This is a genomic window from Lentibacter sp., from assembly GCF_965658795.1.
Lineage (GTDB): Bacteria > Pseudomonadota > Alphaproteobacteria > Rhodobacterales > Rhodobacteraceae > Lentibacter.
In genome coordinates this window covers 86,456-101,536 of the sequence record NZ_CBFHTG010000008.1, presented here as the reverse complement: position 1 = coordinate 101,536, position 15,081 = coordinate 86,456, and the positions used below count along the sequence as shown (strand labels likewise).

21 protein-coding genes are annotated in these 15,081 nt (G+C 52.1%); 6 read left to right on the top strand and 15 right to left on the bottom strand.

Annotated elements, in window-relative coordinates; all coding sequences use genetic code 11:
- Positions 1–55 precede the first annotated feature (55 nt).
- From ACTG3X_RS07945 to ACTG3X_RS07925, 5 genes are read left to right on the top strand one after another with little or no spacing between them, the layout of a single operon-like run.
- Complete coding sequence (locus tag ACTG3X_RS07945; RefSeq protein ID WP_439110716.1) at positions 56–817, top strand: transglycosylase SLT domain-containing protein; 762 nt, start codon at positions 56–58, stop codon at positions 815–817.
- A complete protein-coding gene (flhA, locus tag ACTG3X_RS07940; protein WP_439110715.1) occupies positions 814–2,895 on the top strand; it encodes a flagellar biosynthesis protein FlhA in 2,082 nt (693 codons plus the stop codon). The genes ACTG3X_RS07945 and flhA overlap by 4 nt, the downstream gene beginning before the upstream one ends.
- Complete coding sequence (locus ACTG3X_RS07935; protein ID WP_439110714.1) at positions 2,892–3,668, top strand: flagellar biosynthetic protein FliR; 777 nt, start codon at positions 2,892–2,894, stop codon at positions 3,666–3,668. The genes flhA and ACTG3X_RS07935 overlap by 4 nt, the downstream gene beginning before the upstream one ends.
- Complete coding sequence (locus ACTG3X_RS07930) at positions 3,665–4,738, top strand: EscU/YscU/HrcU family type III secretion system export apparatus switch protein (protein ID WP_439110713.1); 1,074 nt, start codon at positions 3,665–3,667, stop codon at positions 4,736–4,738. The genes ACTG3X_RS07935 and ACTG3X_RS07930 overlap by 4 nt, the downstream gene beginning before the upstream one ends.
- On the top strand, positions 4,728–5,144 hold the full coding sequence (locus ACTG3X_RS07925; protein WP_439110712.1) for a hypothetical protein: 417 nt from the start codon (positions 4,728–4,730) through the stop codon (positions 5,142–5,144). Before ACTG3X_RS07930 ends, ACTG3X_RS07925 begins: the two co-directional genes overlap by 11 nt.
- A gap of 13 nt (positions 5,145–5,157) precedes the next feature.
- On the opposite strand, the gene ACTG3X_RS07920 is transcribed toward ACTG3X_RS07925, so the two are convergent.
- Genes ACTG3X_RS07920 through ACTG3X_RS07880 form a run of 9 tightly spaced genes read right to left on the bottom strand, consistent with a single transcriptional unit; the run spans position 5,158 to position 9,731 of the window.
- Positions 5,158–5,655, bottom strand: coding sequence for a flagellar basal body-associated FliL family protein (locus ACTG3X_RS07920; protein WP_439110711.1), 498 nt, complete (start codon positions 5,653–5,655; stop codon positions 5,158–5,160).
- A gap of 33 nt (positions 5,656–5,688) precedes the next feature.
- Complete coding sequence (gene flgH, locus ACTG3X_RS07915; RefSeq protein ID WP_439110710.1) at positions 5,689–6,420, bottom strand: flagellar basal body L-ring protein FlgH; 732 nt, start codon at positions 6,418–6,420, stop codon at positions 5,689–5,691.
- An 11-nt stretch (positions 6,421–6,431) separates the two neighbouring features.
- Positions 6,432–6,851 carry a flagellar basal body P-ring formation chaperone FlgA gene (flgA, locus tag ACTG3X_RS07910; RefSeq protein WP_439110709.1) on the bottom strand — a complete coding sequence of 140 codons (420 nt, stop codon included), beginning with the start codon at positions 6,849–6,851 and terminating at the stop codon, positions 6,432–6,434.
- Positions 6,851–7,636: a flagellar basal-body rod protein FlgG gene (gene flgG / locus ACTG3X_RS07905; RefSeq protein WP_439110708.1), complete on the bottom strand. Its 786-nt coding sequence runs from the start codon at positions 7,634–7,636 to the stop codon at positions 6,851–6,853. Before flgG ends, flgA begins: the two co-directional genes overlap by 1 nt.
- Positions 7,637–7,651: 15 nt before the next feature.
- Positions 7,652–8,365 (bottom strand): flagellar hook-basal body complex protein, encoded by a 714-nt coding sequence (locus tag ACTG3X_RS07900; protein WP_439110707.1) that lies wholly within the window; start codon positions 8,363–8,365, stop codon positions 7,652–7,654.
- Positions 8,366–8,368: 3 nt separating this feature from the next.
- Positions 8,369–8,635, bottom strand: coding sequence for a flagellar biosynthetic protein FliQ (locus ACTG3X_RS07895; RefSeq protein WP_439110706.1), 267 nt, complete (start codon positions 8,633–8,635; stop codon positions 8,369–8,371).
- 2 nt (positions 8,636–8,637) lie between these two features.
- On the bottom strand, positions 8,638–8,928 hold the full coding sequence (gene fliE, locus ACTG3X_RS07890) for a flagellar hook-basal body complex protein FliE (protein ID WP_439110705.1): 291 nt from the start codon (positions 8,926–8,928) through the stop codon (positions 8,638–8,640).
- A gap of 12 nt (positions 8,929–8,940) precedes the next feature.
- Entirely contained in the window at positions 8,941–9,333 is a 393-nt protein-coding gene (gene flgC / locus ACTG3X_RS07885) for a flagellar basal body rod protein FlgC (protein ID WP_439110704.1), read from the bottom strand.
- A gap of 8 nt (positions 9,334–9,341) precedes the next feature.
- A complete protein-coding gene (locus ACTG3X_RS07880) occupies positions 9,342–9,731 on the bottom strand; it encodes a FlgB family protein (RefSeq protein WP_439110703.1) in 390 nt (129 codons plus the stop codon).
- 89 nt (positions 9,732–9,820) lie between these two features.
- On the opposite strand from ACTG3X_RS07880, the gene ACTG3X_RS07875 reads away from it, so the two are divergent.
- Complete coding sequence (locus ACTG3X_RS07875; RefSeq protein ID WP_439110702.1) at positions 9,821–11,209, top strand: FliI/YscN family ATPase; 1,389 nt, start codon at positions 9,821–9,823, stop codon at positions 11,207–11,209.
- A 7-nt stretch (positions 11,210–11,216) separates the two neighbouring features.
- Here the strand turns inward: ACTG3X_RS07875 and ACTG3X_RS07870 are convergent, their stop codons facing one another.
- The 6 genes from ACTG3X_RS07870 to ACTG3X_RS07845 form a co-directional block, all read right to left on the bottom strand.
- On the bottom strand, positions 11,217–12,020 hold the full coding sequence (locus tag ACTG3X_RS07870) for a DUF1217 domain-containing protein (RefSeq protein ID WP_439110701.1): 804 nt from the start codon (positions 12,018–12,020) through the stop codon (positions 11,217–11,219).
- Positions 12,017–12,421 carry a flagellar biosynthesis repressor FlbT gene (flbT, locus tag ACTG3X_RS07865; RefSeq protein WP_439110700.1) on the bottom strand — a complete coding sequence of 135 codons (405 nt, stop codon included), beginning with the start codon at positions 12,419–12,421 and terminating at the stop codon, positions 12,017–12,019. Before flbT ends, ACTG3X_RS07870 begins: the two co-directional genes overlap by 4 nt.
- The gene (flaF, locus tag ACTG3X_RS07860; RefSeq protein ID WP_439110699.1) at positions 12,418–12,792 is read right to left on the bottom strand and encodes a flagellar biosynthesis regulator FlaF; all 375 of its coding nucleotides are present in this window, start codon (positions 12,790–12,792) and stop codon (positions 12,418–12,420) included. The genes flbT and flaF overlap by 4 nt, the downstream gene beginning before the upstream one ends.
- 89 nt (positions 12,793–12,881) lie before the next feature.
- Positions 12,882–14,171, bottom strand: coding sequence for a flagellin N-terminal helical domain-containing protein (locus ACTG3X_RS07855; RefSeq protein ID WP_439110698.1), 1,290 nt, complete (start codon positions 14,169–14,171; stop codon positions 12,882–12,884).
- A gap of 212 nt (positions 14,172–14,383) precedes the next feature.
- Entirely contained in the window at positions 14,384–14,743 is a 360-nt protein-coding gene (gene flgN / locus ACTG3X_RS07850) for a flagellar export chaperone FlgN (protein WP_439110697.1), read from the bottom strand.
- On the bottom strand, positions 14,721–15,068 hold the full coding sequence (locus ACTG3X_RS07845; protein ID WP_439110696.1) for a rod-binding protein: 348 nt from the start codon (positions 15,066–15,068) through the stop codon (positions 14,721–14,723). Before ACTG3X_RS07845 ends, flgN begins: the two co-directional genes overlap by 23 nt.
- Positions 15,069–15,081: the final 13 nt, after the last annotated feature.

Genomic DNA, 15,081 nt, shown 5'->3' with positions numbered 1-15,081 from the left:
AAATCTTCAACTTTGTTTAGCTAAATTTGTCTCAACCAATAAAGTGGCAGGACAAATGAGCAGCTCGAAGAATTTTCCAACGTGGATTGGCATAAATCGATCTTGGTTCTGTATGGGAGTCTTGATCGTTGGCGCGAGCGTTTCTCTTGGAGGTAAATCTGTTGCATCGGTCTCTGATCAGACATTGGTCTGCGATAGTGTTGCTGAGACAGTCTCGCAGGAGAGTAACGTTCCTTTGGTGGTCTTGAAGGCAATCAGCCGGACAGAAACAGGTCGCTTGAAGGGCGGTGATGTTATTCCTTGGCCATGGACAGTTAACATGGAAGGCAGAGGCGTCTGGTTTGACACGCGAGATGCAGCGCTGGCGTTTGTTTATAAGAACTATAAACGTGGCGCGCGAAGCTTTGATGTGGGTTGTTTTCAAATCAACTACCGGTGGCATCACGAAGCGTTCTCTTCCATTGAGGAAATGTTTGAGCCTTTTGCGAATGCCACTTATGCGGCACGCTTTTTGTCACAGTTGTATCAAGAGCTTGGAAGCTGGGATGATGCTGTTGGCGCATACCACTCAAGAACACCTGAATATGCGGCAAAATATAAAAAAGCTTATGCTGCGCATTATGCCAAGGTAAGTGCAGAGCCTGATCGTATGGCAAGATCGCTTTTCCGTGGAGCCGGAGAGTTACGCAGCAACAAATTTCCTCTGTTGCAGAGCGCTGGCGAAACCCGCTCTGCGGGCTCGTTGACGCTTCTGAGCAACCAGCCAAGCATCAGTATTTTTACGCCAGCAAATCCATTGTTTGAGCCTCAATCATGAAACAGATCGAAGCGATCTTTCAGCCAACCGTTTTACTCGCACTCTCATTGATGGCGATCATCGTGATGATGATTTTGCCAATGCCTGCATGGGTTCTTGATATGGGGCTAGCGGCATCCTTCGCGTTGGCGATTTTGATTTTCACTGTCACGCTCTTTATCGAGCGACCGCTAGATTTCTCATCTTTTCCGACGATCCTCTTGGCATCCCTTATGCTTCGGCTGTCGCTCAATATTTCCTCAACAAAGCTTATCATTGGTGAGGGCCACACGGGACCAAGTGCCGCTGGTGACGTGATCGAAGGCTTTGCCAATTTTGTCATGGGGGGGAGTGTCTTTCTTGGCCTCGTTGTTTTTGGCGTTCTGCTTATTGTGAACTTTATGGTGATCACTAAAGGTGCTGCCCGTATGGCTGAGGTGGGTGCGCGCTTTGCGCTCGATGGTATGCCGGGTAAGCAGCTGGCGATTGATGCGGACATGTCCGCTGGTGCTATCGGTCACGATGAGGCCCGCGAAAGGCGCGAGCGAGAGCAGCTTGAGACCACGTTCTTCGGCTCCTTGGATGGCGCGTCAAAATTCGTAAAAGGCGATGCGATTGCGGGGCTTCTCATTACATTCCTGAACCTCGTTGTTGGCCTTGTGATGGGTATTGCGGTTCACGATATGGCGCTGGGGCATGCGTTTGAGACTTATGCAATTTTGACAGTTGGTGATGGCCTCGTAACTCAAATTCCTGCCGTTATCATTTCTATCGCGTCAGCTTTGTTGCTGGCACGTGGCGGCGCGACTGGCGCAACTGACCTTGCACTGCTCGCGCAATTCGGAAAACACCCTGCAGCGCTCGCAACTGTCGCATTTTTGATGATGCTATTTGCCTTAGTGCCTGGCCTTCCCTTTTTCCCGTTTCTTGTTGGGTCGTGTGTTCTTGGGGGCGCAGCGTTTTATGTGTCAGGCAAGAAACAGTCCGAAGATACTTTGGATAAGCTGCCTAAAAATCAGAGCGACGCACCGCCAGAGCGTTCATTGGGCGACATCCTTGACCTGGATGACCTTTGCGTCGAGTTCTCGCCTGATCTTGTAGATATGATCTTGGATGCGGGGACTGGTCTGGATGCACGGATCGCCAATATACGAAACCACATCGCAGGTCATTTTGGGCTTATTCTGCCGGAGATCCGCCTGACGGATAATTCGGCATTGGCGGCTGGAACATATAAAATGATGGTTCAGGGCGTCGAGCAGTCCCATGCGGCACTTCATGCCGATCATGTTTTGGTCTTGCGGGGTGAATACACTTCGTCGTTGCCAGACGGGATAGATGTGCGTGAGCCTGTTTACGGGGCAGAGGCGCGGTGGGTGCCTGCGCAATTTCGCGAAGAGTTGGTTTTGAAGGGCTTTACTGTTGTTGCGCCAGGAGAGGTTCTTGCCACGCACTTGCTCGAGGTTGTGAAGCAAAACTTCAGCCGTTTGTTCTCCCTAAAGTCTTTGCGCAAACTCCTGGATGAGATGACCAACTTATCTGACCAGAAAAGAAGTGACGCCAATCGAAAACTGTTTGACGAGCTCATACCAGACAAAGTTCCACTTGATGTTTTGCATATGGTTTTGCGGCTCTTGCTTGATGAGCAGGTTTCAATTCGGAACTTGCCGCTGATTTTGGAGGCCATTGCCGAGGCGCGAGGCGTTAACGCAAGCGTTGATGCTATCTGTGAGCATGTTCGGCAACGGCTTGGGTTTCAGCTTGTTTCAGAATGGAAGCGTGAAGACGGCACCATACCTTTGATTCAATTGGCCGGTGAATGGGAGGCTGAATTTAGCAACTATCAAGTTGGTGCCGAGCGCGGCGGGCTTGATGTCGCGCTTCCACCTGACCTTTTTAACAAGTTGTCTCAAGGGCTTTCCGATAAAGTGGTCCAGGCATCAGAGCAGGGTATTTCTGCAGCAATCGTTACGTCAGCGCGTCGTCGGAGATTTCTGCGTACATTGACCAAAGCCAAGGGTATTGCGGCACCTGTATTCTCTTACGAGGAGATAGGGTTGGATGCACATCCCTCTCTTGTGGGTGTTGTTGCGCTATGACCGAAGCGTTGAGCACATTGCTTGGCGTGACGCAAACAAGCCTAGAGCATGCTTTTTACCTCTTTTTGCGCATAGCACCCATTGTTGCCTTCATGCCTGGGTTTGGCGAGTCAGTGGTTCCTGCCCGTGTGAAGCTTGTTCTGGCGCTATGCTTAACGCTCGTAATGTTACCTGTTGTCGGGAAGCCAACCGAGGCAACGCAGGTTGAGTTGGTTTTCTTGCCGCTTCTGTTTACCGAAACGATCATTGGTTTGTTTTTGGGACTGGCGCTCAGATTCTTTGTGATTGGGCTTCAAATTGCGGGGTCAATGGCTGCGCAAGCCACTTCGCTTGCGCAGTTGTTTGCCGGAGCTTCAACTGAACCAATGCCCGCGATTGGCCACTTGCTTGTCGTCTCGGGTTTAGCGCTTGCCATGATCATGGGGTTGCCAGTGCGGGTAATCGAGCTGCTTGAGATGTCTTATAGAGCGCTTCCAGTGGGGTCCGCTCCTGATTTAGGTCTTTTTGCCGAATGGTCTGGTGCGCTTGTCGCACGATGTTTTGCGCTGGCGTTTTCGATTTCCGCACCGTTTTTGGTGATGTCGGTGCTCTACAATTTGACGCTTGGCGTGATCAACCGGGCGATGCCGCAACTGATGGTAGCCTTTGTCGGTGCACCGGTCATCACCGCTGGAGGTCTTATTTTTCTTGTTATTTTCGCGCCTGTTATGCTTACGGTTTGGTGGTCGGCATTTGAAGTGTTTCTTGCCCAACCAGAGGGCTTTGTACGATGAGCGAAGAAGACAATAACGACAAGCAACATGAGCCTAGCCAAAAGAAACTGGATGATGCCCGCAAGAAGGGAGAAATTCCTCGTTCTGCTGACCTCTCGGTCGCCGCTAGCTACGGAGGTATGCTAATTGTCTATTTTGGTTTTGGCGCAGCGACACTTGTTTTTCTGTGTGCCGAGATGGTCGGATACCTAGAGCAGTCTTTCGTGCAACGCGATATGCAGGGCGTTCGGAACCTGACAGGCGATCTTATGAATGCAGTTTGGGTGGTGACGGGAGGATGGTTTGTCTTGCCAGCAGGTTGTGTGATTGTCCTGCTTCTGGGGCTAAACGGGTTTACATTTGCGCCAGATAAAATCCTTCCAAAACTGTCTCGTATTTCCGTTCTGTCAAATGCAAAAAATAAGTTTGGACGCAGTGGGCTTTTTGAATTCGGAAAAAGTACAACCAAGCTGGTTATTTACTCAGTCTGTCTTGGCCTTTTTCTGAAAGCGCGAATGGGTGACATTGCCGATGTCACGAGCATGTCAGCTGGCAGCGCGGTTGTTCTGATGTTTGAGATGGGGGCTGATTTCTTCTTTGTGGCTTTTCTGGTCGCCCTTGCAATTGGAGCGGTGGACTATCTTTGGCAGTATAATGAGCACCTTCGCAAGAACCGCATGTCTGACAAAGACTTGCGAGATGAGCAAAAAGAAGCTGAAGGTGACCCGCATATGAAAGGTGCACGGCGGCAAAAAGCGCAAGAAATCGCAATGAATCAAATGGCGGCTCGCGTGCCTGAAGCAACTGTGATCGTGGTAAACCCTGAGCACTACGCTGTGGCGCTGGCGTGGAGCCGCTTGCCCGGTGCGGCGCCAGTTTGTGTTGCGAAAGGGGTGGATGAGACTGCTCAAATGATTAAAGAAATTGCTCGGGAACACGGCATTCCAATCCATCGAGATCCGCCAACTGCACGTGCGCTTTATGCAACCACACACATTGATCAGGAGATTCAGGCTGAGCACTTCAAAGCTGTTGCTGCGGCCATTCGATTTGCGGATCAAATTAAGGCGAAGATGTCCCATGGTTTCTGAGAACATCCAGAACCAACAGTTATTGAGTGTCCTCCAGGCACGGTGTGACGAGGCACAGGTCTTTTTTCGTGAGGTCTGTGAACGGATTGCGCAAACCACACGGGTTTTAGAGCAGTTAAACCAGCCCTCAGAGGTCGAAGACGTGAAGTATAGAACGCTCGGTGCTGATGTATTGTGGCGCCACTGGGTTGAGAGACGGCGGACGACAATTATGTCGGAACTTGCGCTCCTATATGCCAAGCGAGAAGAAGCTGGTGAGCGTCTGCGTAAGGCAAATGGCAAGGCCAAGGCCTTTGAGGCCGTTCTTATGAAAAAGCAGAAGACTGAAGAGCTCACCAACCGCCGCAAAGCAGAAGGCAAGCTAAACGCGCTCTTATTGGCGCAGGAGTTTGAAAAAAAGTCCTAAGCTTGGTTTAACGTTAAACGTCTTGCCTTGCGATATCCATGATCAAGACATCAGAGATCAGTCCTTTGGCAGTATCGTTTGCGGTTTCCAAAAGGGCCTTGCGTAAGACATCCATGTTGCTTGAGTTCGTGAACGCACCTTTGAAGCCGCCTGAGTTTGCGTGATCAAAGAAAACTTGTAAAAAGGCGTCGCGTAGCTTCGGTTCCCTTAGGTACACATCTTCCTTTCGGCCTTGCCTTACTTCTACAGTCAGCGACACCACCACAAGCGCTGCGACCCGTGCGTCATCAACCACTGGAATGACAAACTGATTGTTGAGTTTGACATACTCCAGTGTAGAAACCTCGTCTTCCTCGCTAGACTCATGTGCCTCTTCTTCGTGTGTCTGCATGTCGCCGCAGGGCCCAAGAGCGGTATCCTCTAGCGCGGGTTCCGGGCGCAAGAAAAATCCAGCGCCAACACCGGCCCCCACACCGATAAGAGCCAGAATAATCGGCAGAATTTTTCCCATGACTGTGTGTTCCTTAGAATTTCAGGTCTGAAGTTAGAATGGCAATATGGCATCGGCGATTTGCTGGCCAATGCGAGGCTGTTGCATGTCGGAGATCTGTCCCCGGCCGCCGTAAGATATGCGTGCGGATGCTATTTTGTCGTAGGTGATTTCGTTTTGGCGGCTTATGTCGGCAGGCCGGACAAACCCGCTGAGTAAAAGCTCTCGCATTTCAAAATTTACACGAACTTCCTGTGAACCAGATAGAAATAAGACACCGTTTGGCAAGACCTCTGTCACGGTCGCGGCTACTCTCAATGTGAGCTTTTCGTTGCGCCTTACCGCTCCGTCGCCGCTTGAGTTCGAGCTTGAATTGATTGAGACAGCTTCCTCCATGGATGCACCGTCGGGCAACTTTTCGTTCAGCCGCTGCGGTATCCCGAGAAGGCCAGGCACTGACATGCTTTCAGACCCTGATCTTGATCGCGATGTTTTGTTCGAGATTTCGGCTTTCTCGTCGATCTCAATCACAACTGTTAAGATATCGCCTTGTTCCATAGCCCGCCGATCCCCCAGCAACGAGTTACGGCTTTTGCTCCAGAGGGATGCCTTTGTTTCAGGCGCTGTTTCAAAAACACTTTCGGGCAGTGGGGGGGCCATCATTGCGATGTGTTCAGGCGTACCTTTGCTTTCGGTGAAGCTTGGTGGTTTTCCAATATGATCGGAGCGCCCGCAAGCGCTTGCGGCGAGGAAAAGGCAGGGAAGATATAGGTGTCGAAAGCTCATAAGTTGCTCCGTCAGGGTCTGACTGTGAGGGTGCCATCAGGCAGCACAAGTGCATGCACAGTGGTTCTGGAAGATAGGTTCATCGCCTTGATGGTTTCGCCTGGTGCTGCGCGGTCAAGGGCGCGGGCCTCAGTCATGATAGTGAGAGTCCCGCTCTGATAGCTTAGTGGGACGATTTGATTTCGGTCGATCACAGCGGGTGGGCGTAAATCTGTCGCGCGTATTGGGCGGCCTGCGTAGAGCGAGATCCGTGCTTCCATTCCGACGACATCGGCCAGGTTATTCAGAGTCCCTGTCACGTTTGCAGGGCGGATCTGCAGGTCACTCTCTGTGAGCACTGCCTTTGGCCTGATGGTATGTATTGGCACGATAACATCAGCCAAGGCCGGTGTGGCGAGAACCCAAATGAGGCATGAAATTATAGGGCGCATTAGCGAACCTGCGCCGTAGCGCTCATCATTTGGTCTGCTGCAGATATCACTTTTGCATTCATTTCATATCCACGCTGTGCTTCAATCAGTTCAGTAATTTCACGCACGGCATCAACGGAGCTGTCTTCCAGGTAACCCTGTCGAAGAGTGCCGAGACCATCTTGCCCAGCGGTTGTAACAAGTGGTGCACCCGAAGCCTCTGTTTCTGAAAACAGGTTTGCCCCAAGCGCCTCAAGACCCTTGGCATTGTTGAAGCCAACAAGCGAGAACTGTCCAAGGAGCTGGCCTTCTGTCTCGCCTGAGAAGTAGGCATAGACCTCACCATCTGCGTTGATTGAGATGCTCCGCGCATCCGCTGGAATGGTAATTTGAGGCGCAACGGGGAAGCCATCTGAGGTTACGATCAGGCCCTCACCTGTGCGTTTAAGGCCACCATCTCTGGTATAGGCCGCCTCGCCTGACGGGAGCGTAACCTCTAAGTAGCCCATGCCGTCGATTGCAACATCCAGGTCGCCTCCCGTCGCTGATAGAGAGCCTTGAGACAGGTGTACCGAAACAGCTGTAGGGCGTACGCCGAGGCCGAGCTGAACGCCTGTTGGCAGAACTGTTCCATCGGCGGCGTTGATGGTTCCCGGCTTTGTTGCTTGTTGGTAATGCAGGTCGGCAAACTCCGCCCTGCGCGGATTGTATCCGGTCGTCGACATGTTCGCTAAGTTGTTTGATATGGTCTCGACGCGTAGTTGTTGGGCGCTCATACCGGTGGCTGCAATTTTTAGAGCTCGCATGTGTTTCTCCTGAGGTTACTTGAAGAATGCTGTTGTTGCATTTTTGAGGCGCTCGTTTTCGTTTTCGGCAAAGCTCTGGCCTAGCTCATAGGCGCGCTGGACTTCGATCATACGTGCAACCTGTCCGATTGCGTTTACGTTGGAGCTTTCAAGAAAGCCCTGAAGGACGGATGCCTGCTCGGCTGGCTCCAGTTCGCCTTCGGCCCGGAACATGACCCCGTCCTCACGAATAAGTTGAGTGCCTTCGGCGGGTTTTAGGAGGCCAAGCTGTGCCAAGGGGAGGCCATCAGAGCTTAATGTTCCATCGTTGCCGACAGACATATTTGCAGCATCAGGAGGGATGAAAATGGGTGCGCCCCCAACATCGAGGACACGATTGCCCGCGTGGGTGACCAATTCACCCTCTGCGTTTGGCGTGAAGGCACCAGACCTTGTAAGCCGAGGGCCGTCAGCTGTTTCAACTTGAAAGAAGCCGTCCCCTTCAATCGCGAAATCAAAGCGCCCACCCGTGCTTGTGAGGGTGCCTTGCTCCATCGACGTGTTGCGCACATTTCCTAAAGCCATTGAGACAGACGGGCCGTTGCCAGTGCCAGAGACATATTCTGAGAAGATTATGCCCTCTTGTCGAAAACCTGTTGTTGCCGAGTTCGCAATATTGTTGGCGATGACCCGCATTTCGCGCATCAATCCAGATTGGCGAGTGAGTGTCGTGTAGCTTGTATTATCCAAAGGTCAAACTCCAACAATGAGAGGGATGATTTTGTCGTGAAAGAAAGAGACAATTGACTGAGCCATGAATCCCATTGAGATCCAAAATACGGCCAGCATCGCTGCGAGCTTTGGCACAAACGTGAGCGTCATTTCCTGAATTGAGGTCAGCGCTTGAAACAGGCCGATTATAAGACCTGTTGCAAGTGCGACAACGAGGAGTGGCGTCGAAATGGCAACTGCCACCCAGAGCCCTTGGCGCATCGTGTCAAAGAAAATTGCCTCATCCATTTTTAGACAGGCATCCGTAGAATTTCTTGATACGCCTCAACAACCTTGTTGCGTACGCTGACTGCGGCTTCAACTGCGAGCTCGGTTTGAGCAAGGGCCTGAACAAGTGCATGCGGATCAGCATCGCCTGACATGGCGGCCATAGACATGTCTTCGCCTTGCTTGAGCGTTGCAGCAAAATCATCGGCAACTTGACCGGCAAATTTGGCACCATCGGTTGCAGCGATTGCTGGCTGTGTTGCTTCACGCAGAGCCGAATATTTTTGAGAGGCGTTTAGGGCACGAATATCCATTCTGGATCTCCTTTACTTTTGTAAGAGTGACATAAGGTCTGATGACATTTGACGCGCTTGCTCGAACATCTTGAGGTTCGCTTCATAGCTACGCTGGGCTTCGCGGGCGTCTGCGACTTCGATGAGAAGATTCACGTTTGAGCCCTGGTAGTGACCACTTTCGTCAGCAAGCGGATGAGAGGGGTCAAAGACCCGTTCCAGCTCGGTTTGGTCAAGGCGCACGCGACCTGTTTCAACGCGGCTCACGCCAGAACCAGCTTGATACTCGCTTTCAAAGCTGACTGTCTTGCGCCGGTATCCCGGGGTGTCACTGTTTGCTATGTTTTCTGACACGTGACGCAGGCGCTGTGATTGGGCTTTTAGCCCGCTGACTGTGACGTCGAGCGCTTTAGAGAAATCATTCATAGGTTATCTCACCTTCCGCCAAGGCTACTGCGCAGTATGCGCATGCCGCTTTTGTAGATTGCGAGTGCGCGATCATGTTGACGCTTTGCCTCGACTGCGTTGAGCATCTCTTCCTGCAACGAAATGCTATTCTTGTTTGGGTCAGTTGCTCGGTTGCGTACTTCTGCAATCGCCAAGGGCGCTGCAGTGTTGGATCCGCCAAGATGTGTCGCGCGTGTCGCAATCATATTCGTGGCTGCATCTTTGGAAGAGACGCCAGTACTGAAGGGGGCGAGATCTTTGGCGCGGTAGCCAGGTGTATCTGCATTGGCGATATTCTCTGCCAAGACAGCTTGGCGAGCGCCCGCGTGGCGTGCCATTGCGTAGGCCGTTTTGAAAACGGTGATTTTTTCAAGCATCGGGGCTTCTCCCTCGATTGGTTTCAATCAAGGCTTAACCCTGATTCCTTTATAAATTGTTCAGCATGAATTTTTTTGAGGAACGGGATATGGGCGAAGCAGGATTTCAACAGATCATGAAATCAATTTCCAAGCTGGACATGGCGCAGTGGATTGGTCGCGTGAGCGGGGTGGAAAACGGATTGGTTCAGGTGAAGGGCCTACAGGCTTTCTCAGGGCAAGGTGACCAAGTTGAAATTCAGCTTCGTGATGGTGTGGTCATGATTGGAGAGGTCTTGCGACTCCTTGAAGATAAAATGATTGTTCTACCTGAGAGCTCACCCGATGGTGTCGCGCTTGGTGATCGTGTTGTGCTCTGCGCTGGAGCGACTATTGCGCCAAATGACGCATGGATCGGGCGCATTATTGATCCGATGGGACGGCCTTTGGATGGCCGTGCTTTGCCTGTTGGTGGGTTGCAGATGTCTTTGAAAGCAGCGCCCATTTCGCCTGCGCAGCGCACTTTGCTTGGGGGGCGCTTGGAGACAGGTATGGCCACTTTCAACACGCTCTTGCCCTTGGCTAAGGGGCAGAGGATCGGGCTTTTTGCTGGCTCGGGTGTTGGTAAGTCGAGCTTACTTGCCAAGTTTGCGACGGGTGTCGAAGCCGATGTGGTTGTTTTGGCATTGATTGGCGAACGCGGCCGTGAGCTTGCAGAGTTTGTGCAGAATGTTCTTGGCCCAGAGGGGCTGGCTCGCACCGTGATTGTGGCGGCGACGGCAGATCAGTCACCGCTTTTGCGCCGGCGTTGTGCTTGGAGCGCGATGGCGGTTGCGGAGTATTTTCGCGATCAGGGTAAGCATGTTCTCTTGCTCGCAGATTCGGTCACACGATTTGCGGAAGCGCATCGCGAGGTGGCTGTTGCTACGGGCGAGCTGCCAACCATGCGGGGGTATCCGCCGTCTTTGTCCCATCAATTGATGAGCCTTTGTGAACGTGCCGGCCCTGGGCGTACAACTTCGGGGGCGATAACAGCAGTGTTCTCTGTCTTGGTGGCAGGGTCGGATATGGATGAACCGGTTTCGGACATCCTAAGAGGCGTGCTGGATGGGCATATTGTGCTCGATCGCGCGATTGCGGAGCGGGGCAGGTATCCGGCTGTAAACTTGCTAAGGTCGATTTCGCGGAGTCTGCCCGCTGCTGCAGATGTTGCAGAAAATCAGTTGATCGACCAAGTTCGTCAAATACTGAATCTGTACGAGAAATCGGAAGTTATGATTGACGCCGGACTCTATGAGGTTGGCCGCAATGAGGCCCTTGATCGGGCGATTGCCGCTTGGCCTGAAATAGACGCATTTCTTGCAATGACCCAAGAACAAGGCGTCCGTCAAAGCTTTGACAAGTTGAAGCTTATACTGAGAAAGGCAAACGGCTCAGTCCAGGGGCAAGCAGCCAGGGTAGGACATGACGGGATGCGTCGATTGCCAACGCCGCAGTAAAGGTAAGTTAGTTACCGTAGAGCGATGGTGCACTTTGCAAAAGACTCAATGCGATAGAGCCCGATCCAAGAGACGCGGACTGCTTGATTTGATCTTGCAGGAAATAGAGCTGCGTCAGCTCCTCCAGCTTTTCGGGGCTAGCGAAATCGGTGAGGTCGTCAGTGCCGAAACGACGGAAAGCCGTCTCTTTAAAAACTTCTAGCTGCTGGTCGATTCCAACCTGTCCAAATTCGTCGGGCAGGCCGAAGGCTGTTTGGAAAACTTCACGCAAGGCTGAATTGCCCATAACAGCAAACCATTTGGAATTGTTGGTGCTGTCCTTTGCCGCGATGTCTGGCAGCTCGCGCTCAAGGTTCAGCCCGAAACGAAATGTTTCATTCTGTTCGCCTACAGCTACCTCAAAGGCGCGCTGCTCAAATAGGTTGACGATCTCCTCAGCAAAGCCCGGTATGGCTGTTTGCGGGTTTGTGTCGAAGCGAAACGCATCTGCGAAGGCGGCGTAGCTTTTATCGGCGAGCTTGTTCGCCAACGATCCATCGACTGATGTACCTTCGCTCAGGACTTTCTCGATGAAGTATTTGTTGCCGATATCATCAGACAAACCAAAAGCTCCGAGAGCCACTTCAAGTAGACGCCTGTCAGATACAAGATCGCTGGCTGTTTTTATATTGGCGATATTTTCTTTGAAATAGTCGGTCGCCCGCTGAATCGGAGGAGAAGCCTCATATGCTTCAGTCTGGCGCGTCATTGTGTTCTGCAAGAAACGCCAGCCAGCTAACCCTGACGTGGGAAGGAGGGGCTGGAAGCTCATTGTAGCCTCGCGGCCAGAAGTCGTTCCTCGCGCGGTAGAAGTGTGCGCAAGGCTTTAAGCGCTCGGTAGTACTGCTCATCACGGATCGCAGTTGTCGCGGCATCAAGCAAAGAGCGGCTGTCGTGATCGGTTAGAATACGGCTAAGCTCTTCAATTCGGCACAAGACTTGGCGTTTGGTCGGCTCAACTTCAGAATCTCCAGAGAGGAGGAGCTGAGTGGCATAGCATGTACGTCGTACAGGGGTATTGGCTTCTTCAGGGTGAATAGCATCCTTGAGGCGAAGGATGTTCGCGCCTGGTGTTTTTATTGCAAGGCGCGAACGCTTGTCGCCGTTTTCGATAACTGCGCCGTTGATGAGGACACGTTCTCTTGGCCCCAGCTTAAGGATAAGTCCGCTCATTTTGAACCTCCAGCAGTCAAGCCGCGCATGATGGAAGCGTTGATTTCTAGCAGAGGTGCAATACTTGCGCCTTGGCGAAGCACCTTTGGAGAGTAGTCTTGTGTGAACTCTGCGAGGTAGAAGATGCGTGCGCGCAGTTCTTGTGTCAGCCCATTGTCTTGGCTGGCCACATCTGTGGCAAGCAGTGTCCAAAGCTTGCGGTTTCTGTGAATAGCGTCTGCCAGTTCCGGGAACCCCTGCGTACCTTTGGCAGCTGCGCTCCGCAGTGCATTGGTTACTCGGGCGAAGACTTCGTATTCGGTGCCGCGATCTGTTCTTGTTGGTGCGCCATGCTGGGAATAGGCGGCTCGTGCTAGGGATTGGACGTTCATTGCTAAGCCTCTTGGGGGATTTGGTGGCTGAGGTGCCGCGTGCGGAAAAGATGGGGCGCGTTATAGCACGCGCCCCAAACTCAGTGTGCTTAGCGGAAGAGCGAGAGCAGTGCCTGGGGCGCCTGGTTTGCAATCGAGAGGGCTTGTACACCCAGCTGTTGCTGAACCTGCAGTGCCTGAAGGCGAGCTGACGCCTCTTCCATATCGGCGTCGACCATGGCCCCAATCCCTGTTTTAAGAGAGTCGGAGAGATCCGATACAAATTGTGACTGGATCCCAATGCGAGTCTCGACCGAACCGAAAGATGCAGCAGAATCGATCGAGGCTTGGATCATACCTTCAATCTGGCTTCGCGCAGTGTCAGCGCCTGAAGCGGATGAAATATCCATTGTTTCAAGCTGGGCTAGAGCACCCGTTCCACGCTCCTGGGTGAGGCTGACCGCGACACCTGCTTGGTTTGTCAGGTTCTCGACGGTGATACTGGTATCAGGTACAATGACAATCGCGAATTTACTTTCGTCTATACCAGCTTGCAGGAGGCCATTTTTCAATCCAGCAAAGACAGCGTCATTGTTGTCACCGGCTCTGACGGTATAGCTCCCTTCAACATCGCCAATTTTCAGGCGCATAACATCGCCCTCAACCAGCCCTACCGTGTCTGTTAGATCAACACCTGCTGTGCCTGCATCAAGCGCAACTGCACCTGTTGCAGCACCTGCTGCCGTGAGGAACTCGTCTCCCAGCGTGACTGTTACCATGTCCGCGCCGCTGTTTGCAGCCAGGGTTGTTACGTCAGCAGCCATCGCCGTAAGGGCCGTGCCTGATGTTGTCGACAGATTCTGGGAATCTACGCCAATGTTAGATACAGTCACAGCACCGTTTGCGCCTCGGTCCAATGAGGAAAGGATATCAACGCCTGCGTTTCCGTCGGAATTGAAGTCTGTCTGGGAGCCATTGACTAGGTTCATGCCGTTGAATTGGGCCGCACCGACAACTGATTTCACTTGGCCAATCAGGGCCTGAACTTCGTCGTTTAGCTTGCTGCGATCCATGTTGTCGCCTTGGGCGCTGATGATTTTGTCTTTCATATCAATCAGCAGGTCGGTGACAGTTTCAGCGGCATTTCGGGCAACGGCAACTGTTGATTCCCCTAGCGCCAGATTGTCAGAGATTGCCTTGAAGCCTTTGACGTCGCTTTCCATGACCTTCGAGATCGACCACGTTGCGGCATTGTCTTTTGATGATTCTACGCTTTTACCCGTTGAGATCATGTTCTGGGTTTTGCTGAGATCGGTGTTGATTGACTTCAGGGTTTGAAGGGCAACCATTGCGCTGTTGTTTGTCAGAATACTTGACATGAGTAGATTTCCTTTTGACACGAGGCGCTTTGCGCCAGCTTAAAATGACCCCGGCTGGGGCGGACTATGTCATTCTGACGTGTGCAGCATTTTGATTTGGCTCGGCTGCGCCACCCGATGCTGGGTGCCTGCTCAACATGGGGTTTGCGCTCCTAATATAGTCTTAACAGCTGAGCTCGAACTCTTCTGGATTTGAGACAAAATGCCTCGGTTTGTCAGTGTGGAACAAACGTCTAAGCGCGCTTTTCCAATGTTGCATTGGAGGCGCTGCGGATGGTTCTTTTTTGGCCTTGAGCATCATAGGTCTCTAGACTGCGGCGCACTTTTTGCAAAGTAGACAGACGGTTGGCGACTGTCTTGATCCCGCGTGTGGCGCTGTCGAGCATAGCTTGATTGCGCAGAGCTTTAGCTTGTAGCGTCTGCAGGGATGTGAGGTTTTCGAGAGGGGCTGCACTCAGTGCATCGATCAGCTTTTGCTTTTGATCTGTCAATTTGACCAGTGTATCAAGCTCGCCGCTCACCAACGCTTTGTGTTCTTTTTCGAGCAGTGTTTCGATCTGGCTTACGAGGTTATTCTGTCTTGAGGTGCTCATTTTGCTTTTCCTTCAATGCTTCAAAAATCGTTTCTGCAAGGCCAATGCCGCCGCGCTGCACAAGGCTTTTTGCGTGAGCGTCAACCATGAACGAGCCAAAGTGTTCCTCGCCAGCACCGCCCCCCATGCTTTCTCGGGCTTTTCCAAAACCCGCTCCCTTTAGCATCTCGGCGAGAAAGCTCGCTTCTAGATCTTTCGCAACTTGGCGAAGCTGCGCGTTTTGTTGCGCTTTGGTGTCCTGCAGTGTTGGGCCCGCTGTGGGAGGCATGTTCAAATTCATTGCTGATTTGCTTTCAATTATTTGGATTATTTTCCTTGTGCACATGAAACGGTAAAGA

What these genes read in the sequence shown, in the direction of transcription:
- flbT (WP_439110700.1), bottom strand. Translation starts at nt 12,421, where the DNA reads ATGAGCGGACTTATCCTTAAGCTGGGGCCAAGAGAACGTGTCCTCATC.
- flaF (WP_439110699.1), bottom strand. Translation starts at nt 12,792, where the DNA reads ATGAACGTCCAATCCCTAGCACGAGCCGCCTATTCCCAGCATGGCGCA.
- ACTG3X_RS07935 (WP_439110714.1), top strand. Translation starts at nt 2,892, where the DNA reads ATGACCGAAGCGTTGAGCACATTGCTTGGCGTGACGCAAACAAGCCTA.
- ACTG3X_RS07925 (WP_439110712.1), top strand. Translation starts at nt 4,728, where the DNA reads ATGGTTTCTGAGAACATCCAGAACCAACAGTTATTGAGTGTCCTCCAG.
- flhA (WP_439110715.1), top strand. Translation starts at nt 814, where the DNA reads ATGAAACAGATCGAAGCGATCTTTCAGCCAACCGTTTTACTCGCACTC.
- ACTG3X_RS07920 (WP_439110711.1), bottom strand. Translation starts at nt 5,655, where the DNA reads ATGGGAAAAATTCTGCCGATTATTCTGGCTCTTATCGGTGTGGGGGCC.
- flgC (WP_439110704.1), bottom strand. Translation starts at nt 9,333, where the DNA reads ATGAATGATTTCTCTAAAGCGCTCGACGTCACAGTCAGCGGGCTAAAA.
- ACTG3X_RS07895 (WP_439110706.1), bottom strand. Translation starts at nt 8,635, where the DNA reads ATGGATGAGGCAATTTTCTTTGACACGATGCGCCAAGGGCTCTGGGTG.
- ACTG3X_RS07945 (WP_439110716.1), top strand. Translation starts at nt 56, where the DNA reads ATGAGCAGCTCGAAGAATTTTCCAACGTGGATTGGCATAAATCGATCT.
- fliE (WP_439110705.1), bottom strand. Translation starts at nt 8,928, where the DNA reads ATGGATATTCGTGCCCTAAACGCCTCTCAAAAATATTCGGCTCTGCGT.
- ACTG3X_RS07930 (WP_439110713.1), top strand. Translation starts at nt 3,665, where the DNA reads ATGAGCGAAGAAGACAATAACGACAAGCAACATGAGCCTAGCCAAAAG.
- flgG (WP_439110708.1), bottom strand. Translation starts at nt 7,636, where the DNA reads ATGCGAGCTCTAAAAATTGCAGCCACCGGTATGAGCGCCCAACAACTA.
- ACTG3X_RS07870 (WP_439110701.1), bottom strand. Translation starts at nt 12,020, where the DNA reads ATGAGCTTCCAGCCCCTCCTTCCCACGTCAGGGTTAGCTGGCTGGCGT.
- ACTG3X_RS07875 (WP_439110702.1), top strand. Translation starts at nt 9,821, where the DNA reads ATGGGCGAAGCAGGATTTCAACAGATCATGAAATCAATTTCCAAGCTG.
- flgN (WP_439110697.1), bottom strand. Translation starts at nt 14,743, where the DNA reads ATGAGCACCTCAAGACAGAATAACCTCGTAAGCCAGATCGAAACACTG.
- ACTG3X_RS07845 (WP_439110696.1), bottom strand. Translation starts at nt 15,068, where the DNA reads ATGTGCACAAGGAAAATAATCCAAATAATTGAAAGCAAATCAGCAATG.
- flgH (WP_439110710.1), bottom strand. Translation starts at nt 6,420, where the DNA reads ATGAGCTTTCGACACCTATATCTTCCCTGCCTTTTCCTCGCCGCAAGC.
- ACTG3X_RS07880 (WP_439110703.1), bottom strand. Translation starts at nt 9,731, where the DNA reads ATGCTTGAAAAAATCACCGTTTTCAAAACGGCCTACGCAATGGCACGC.
- flgA (WP_439110709.1), bottom strand. Translation starts at nt 6,851, where the DNA reads ATGCGCCCTATAATTTCATGCCTCATTTGGGTTCTCGCCACACCGGCC.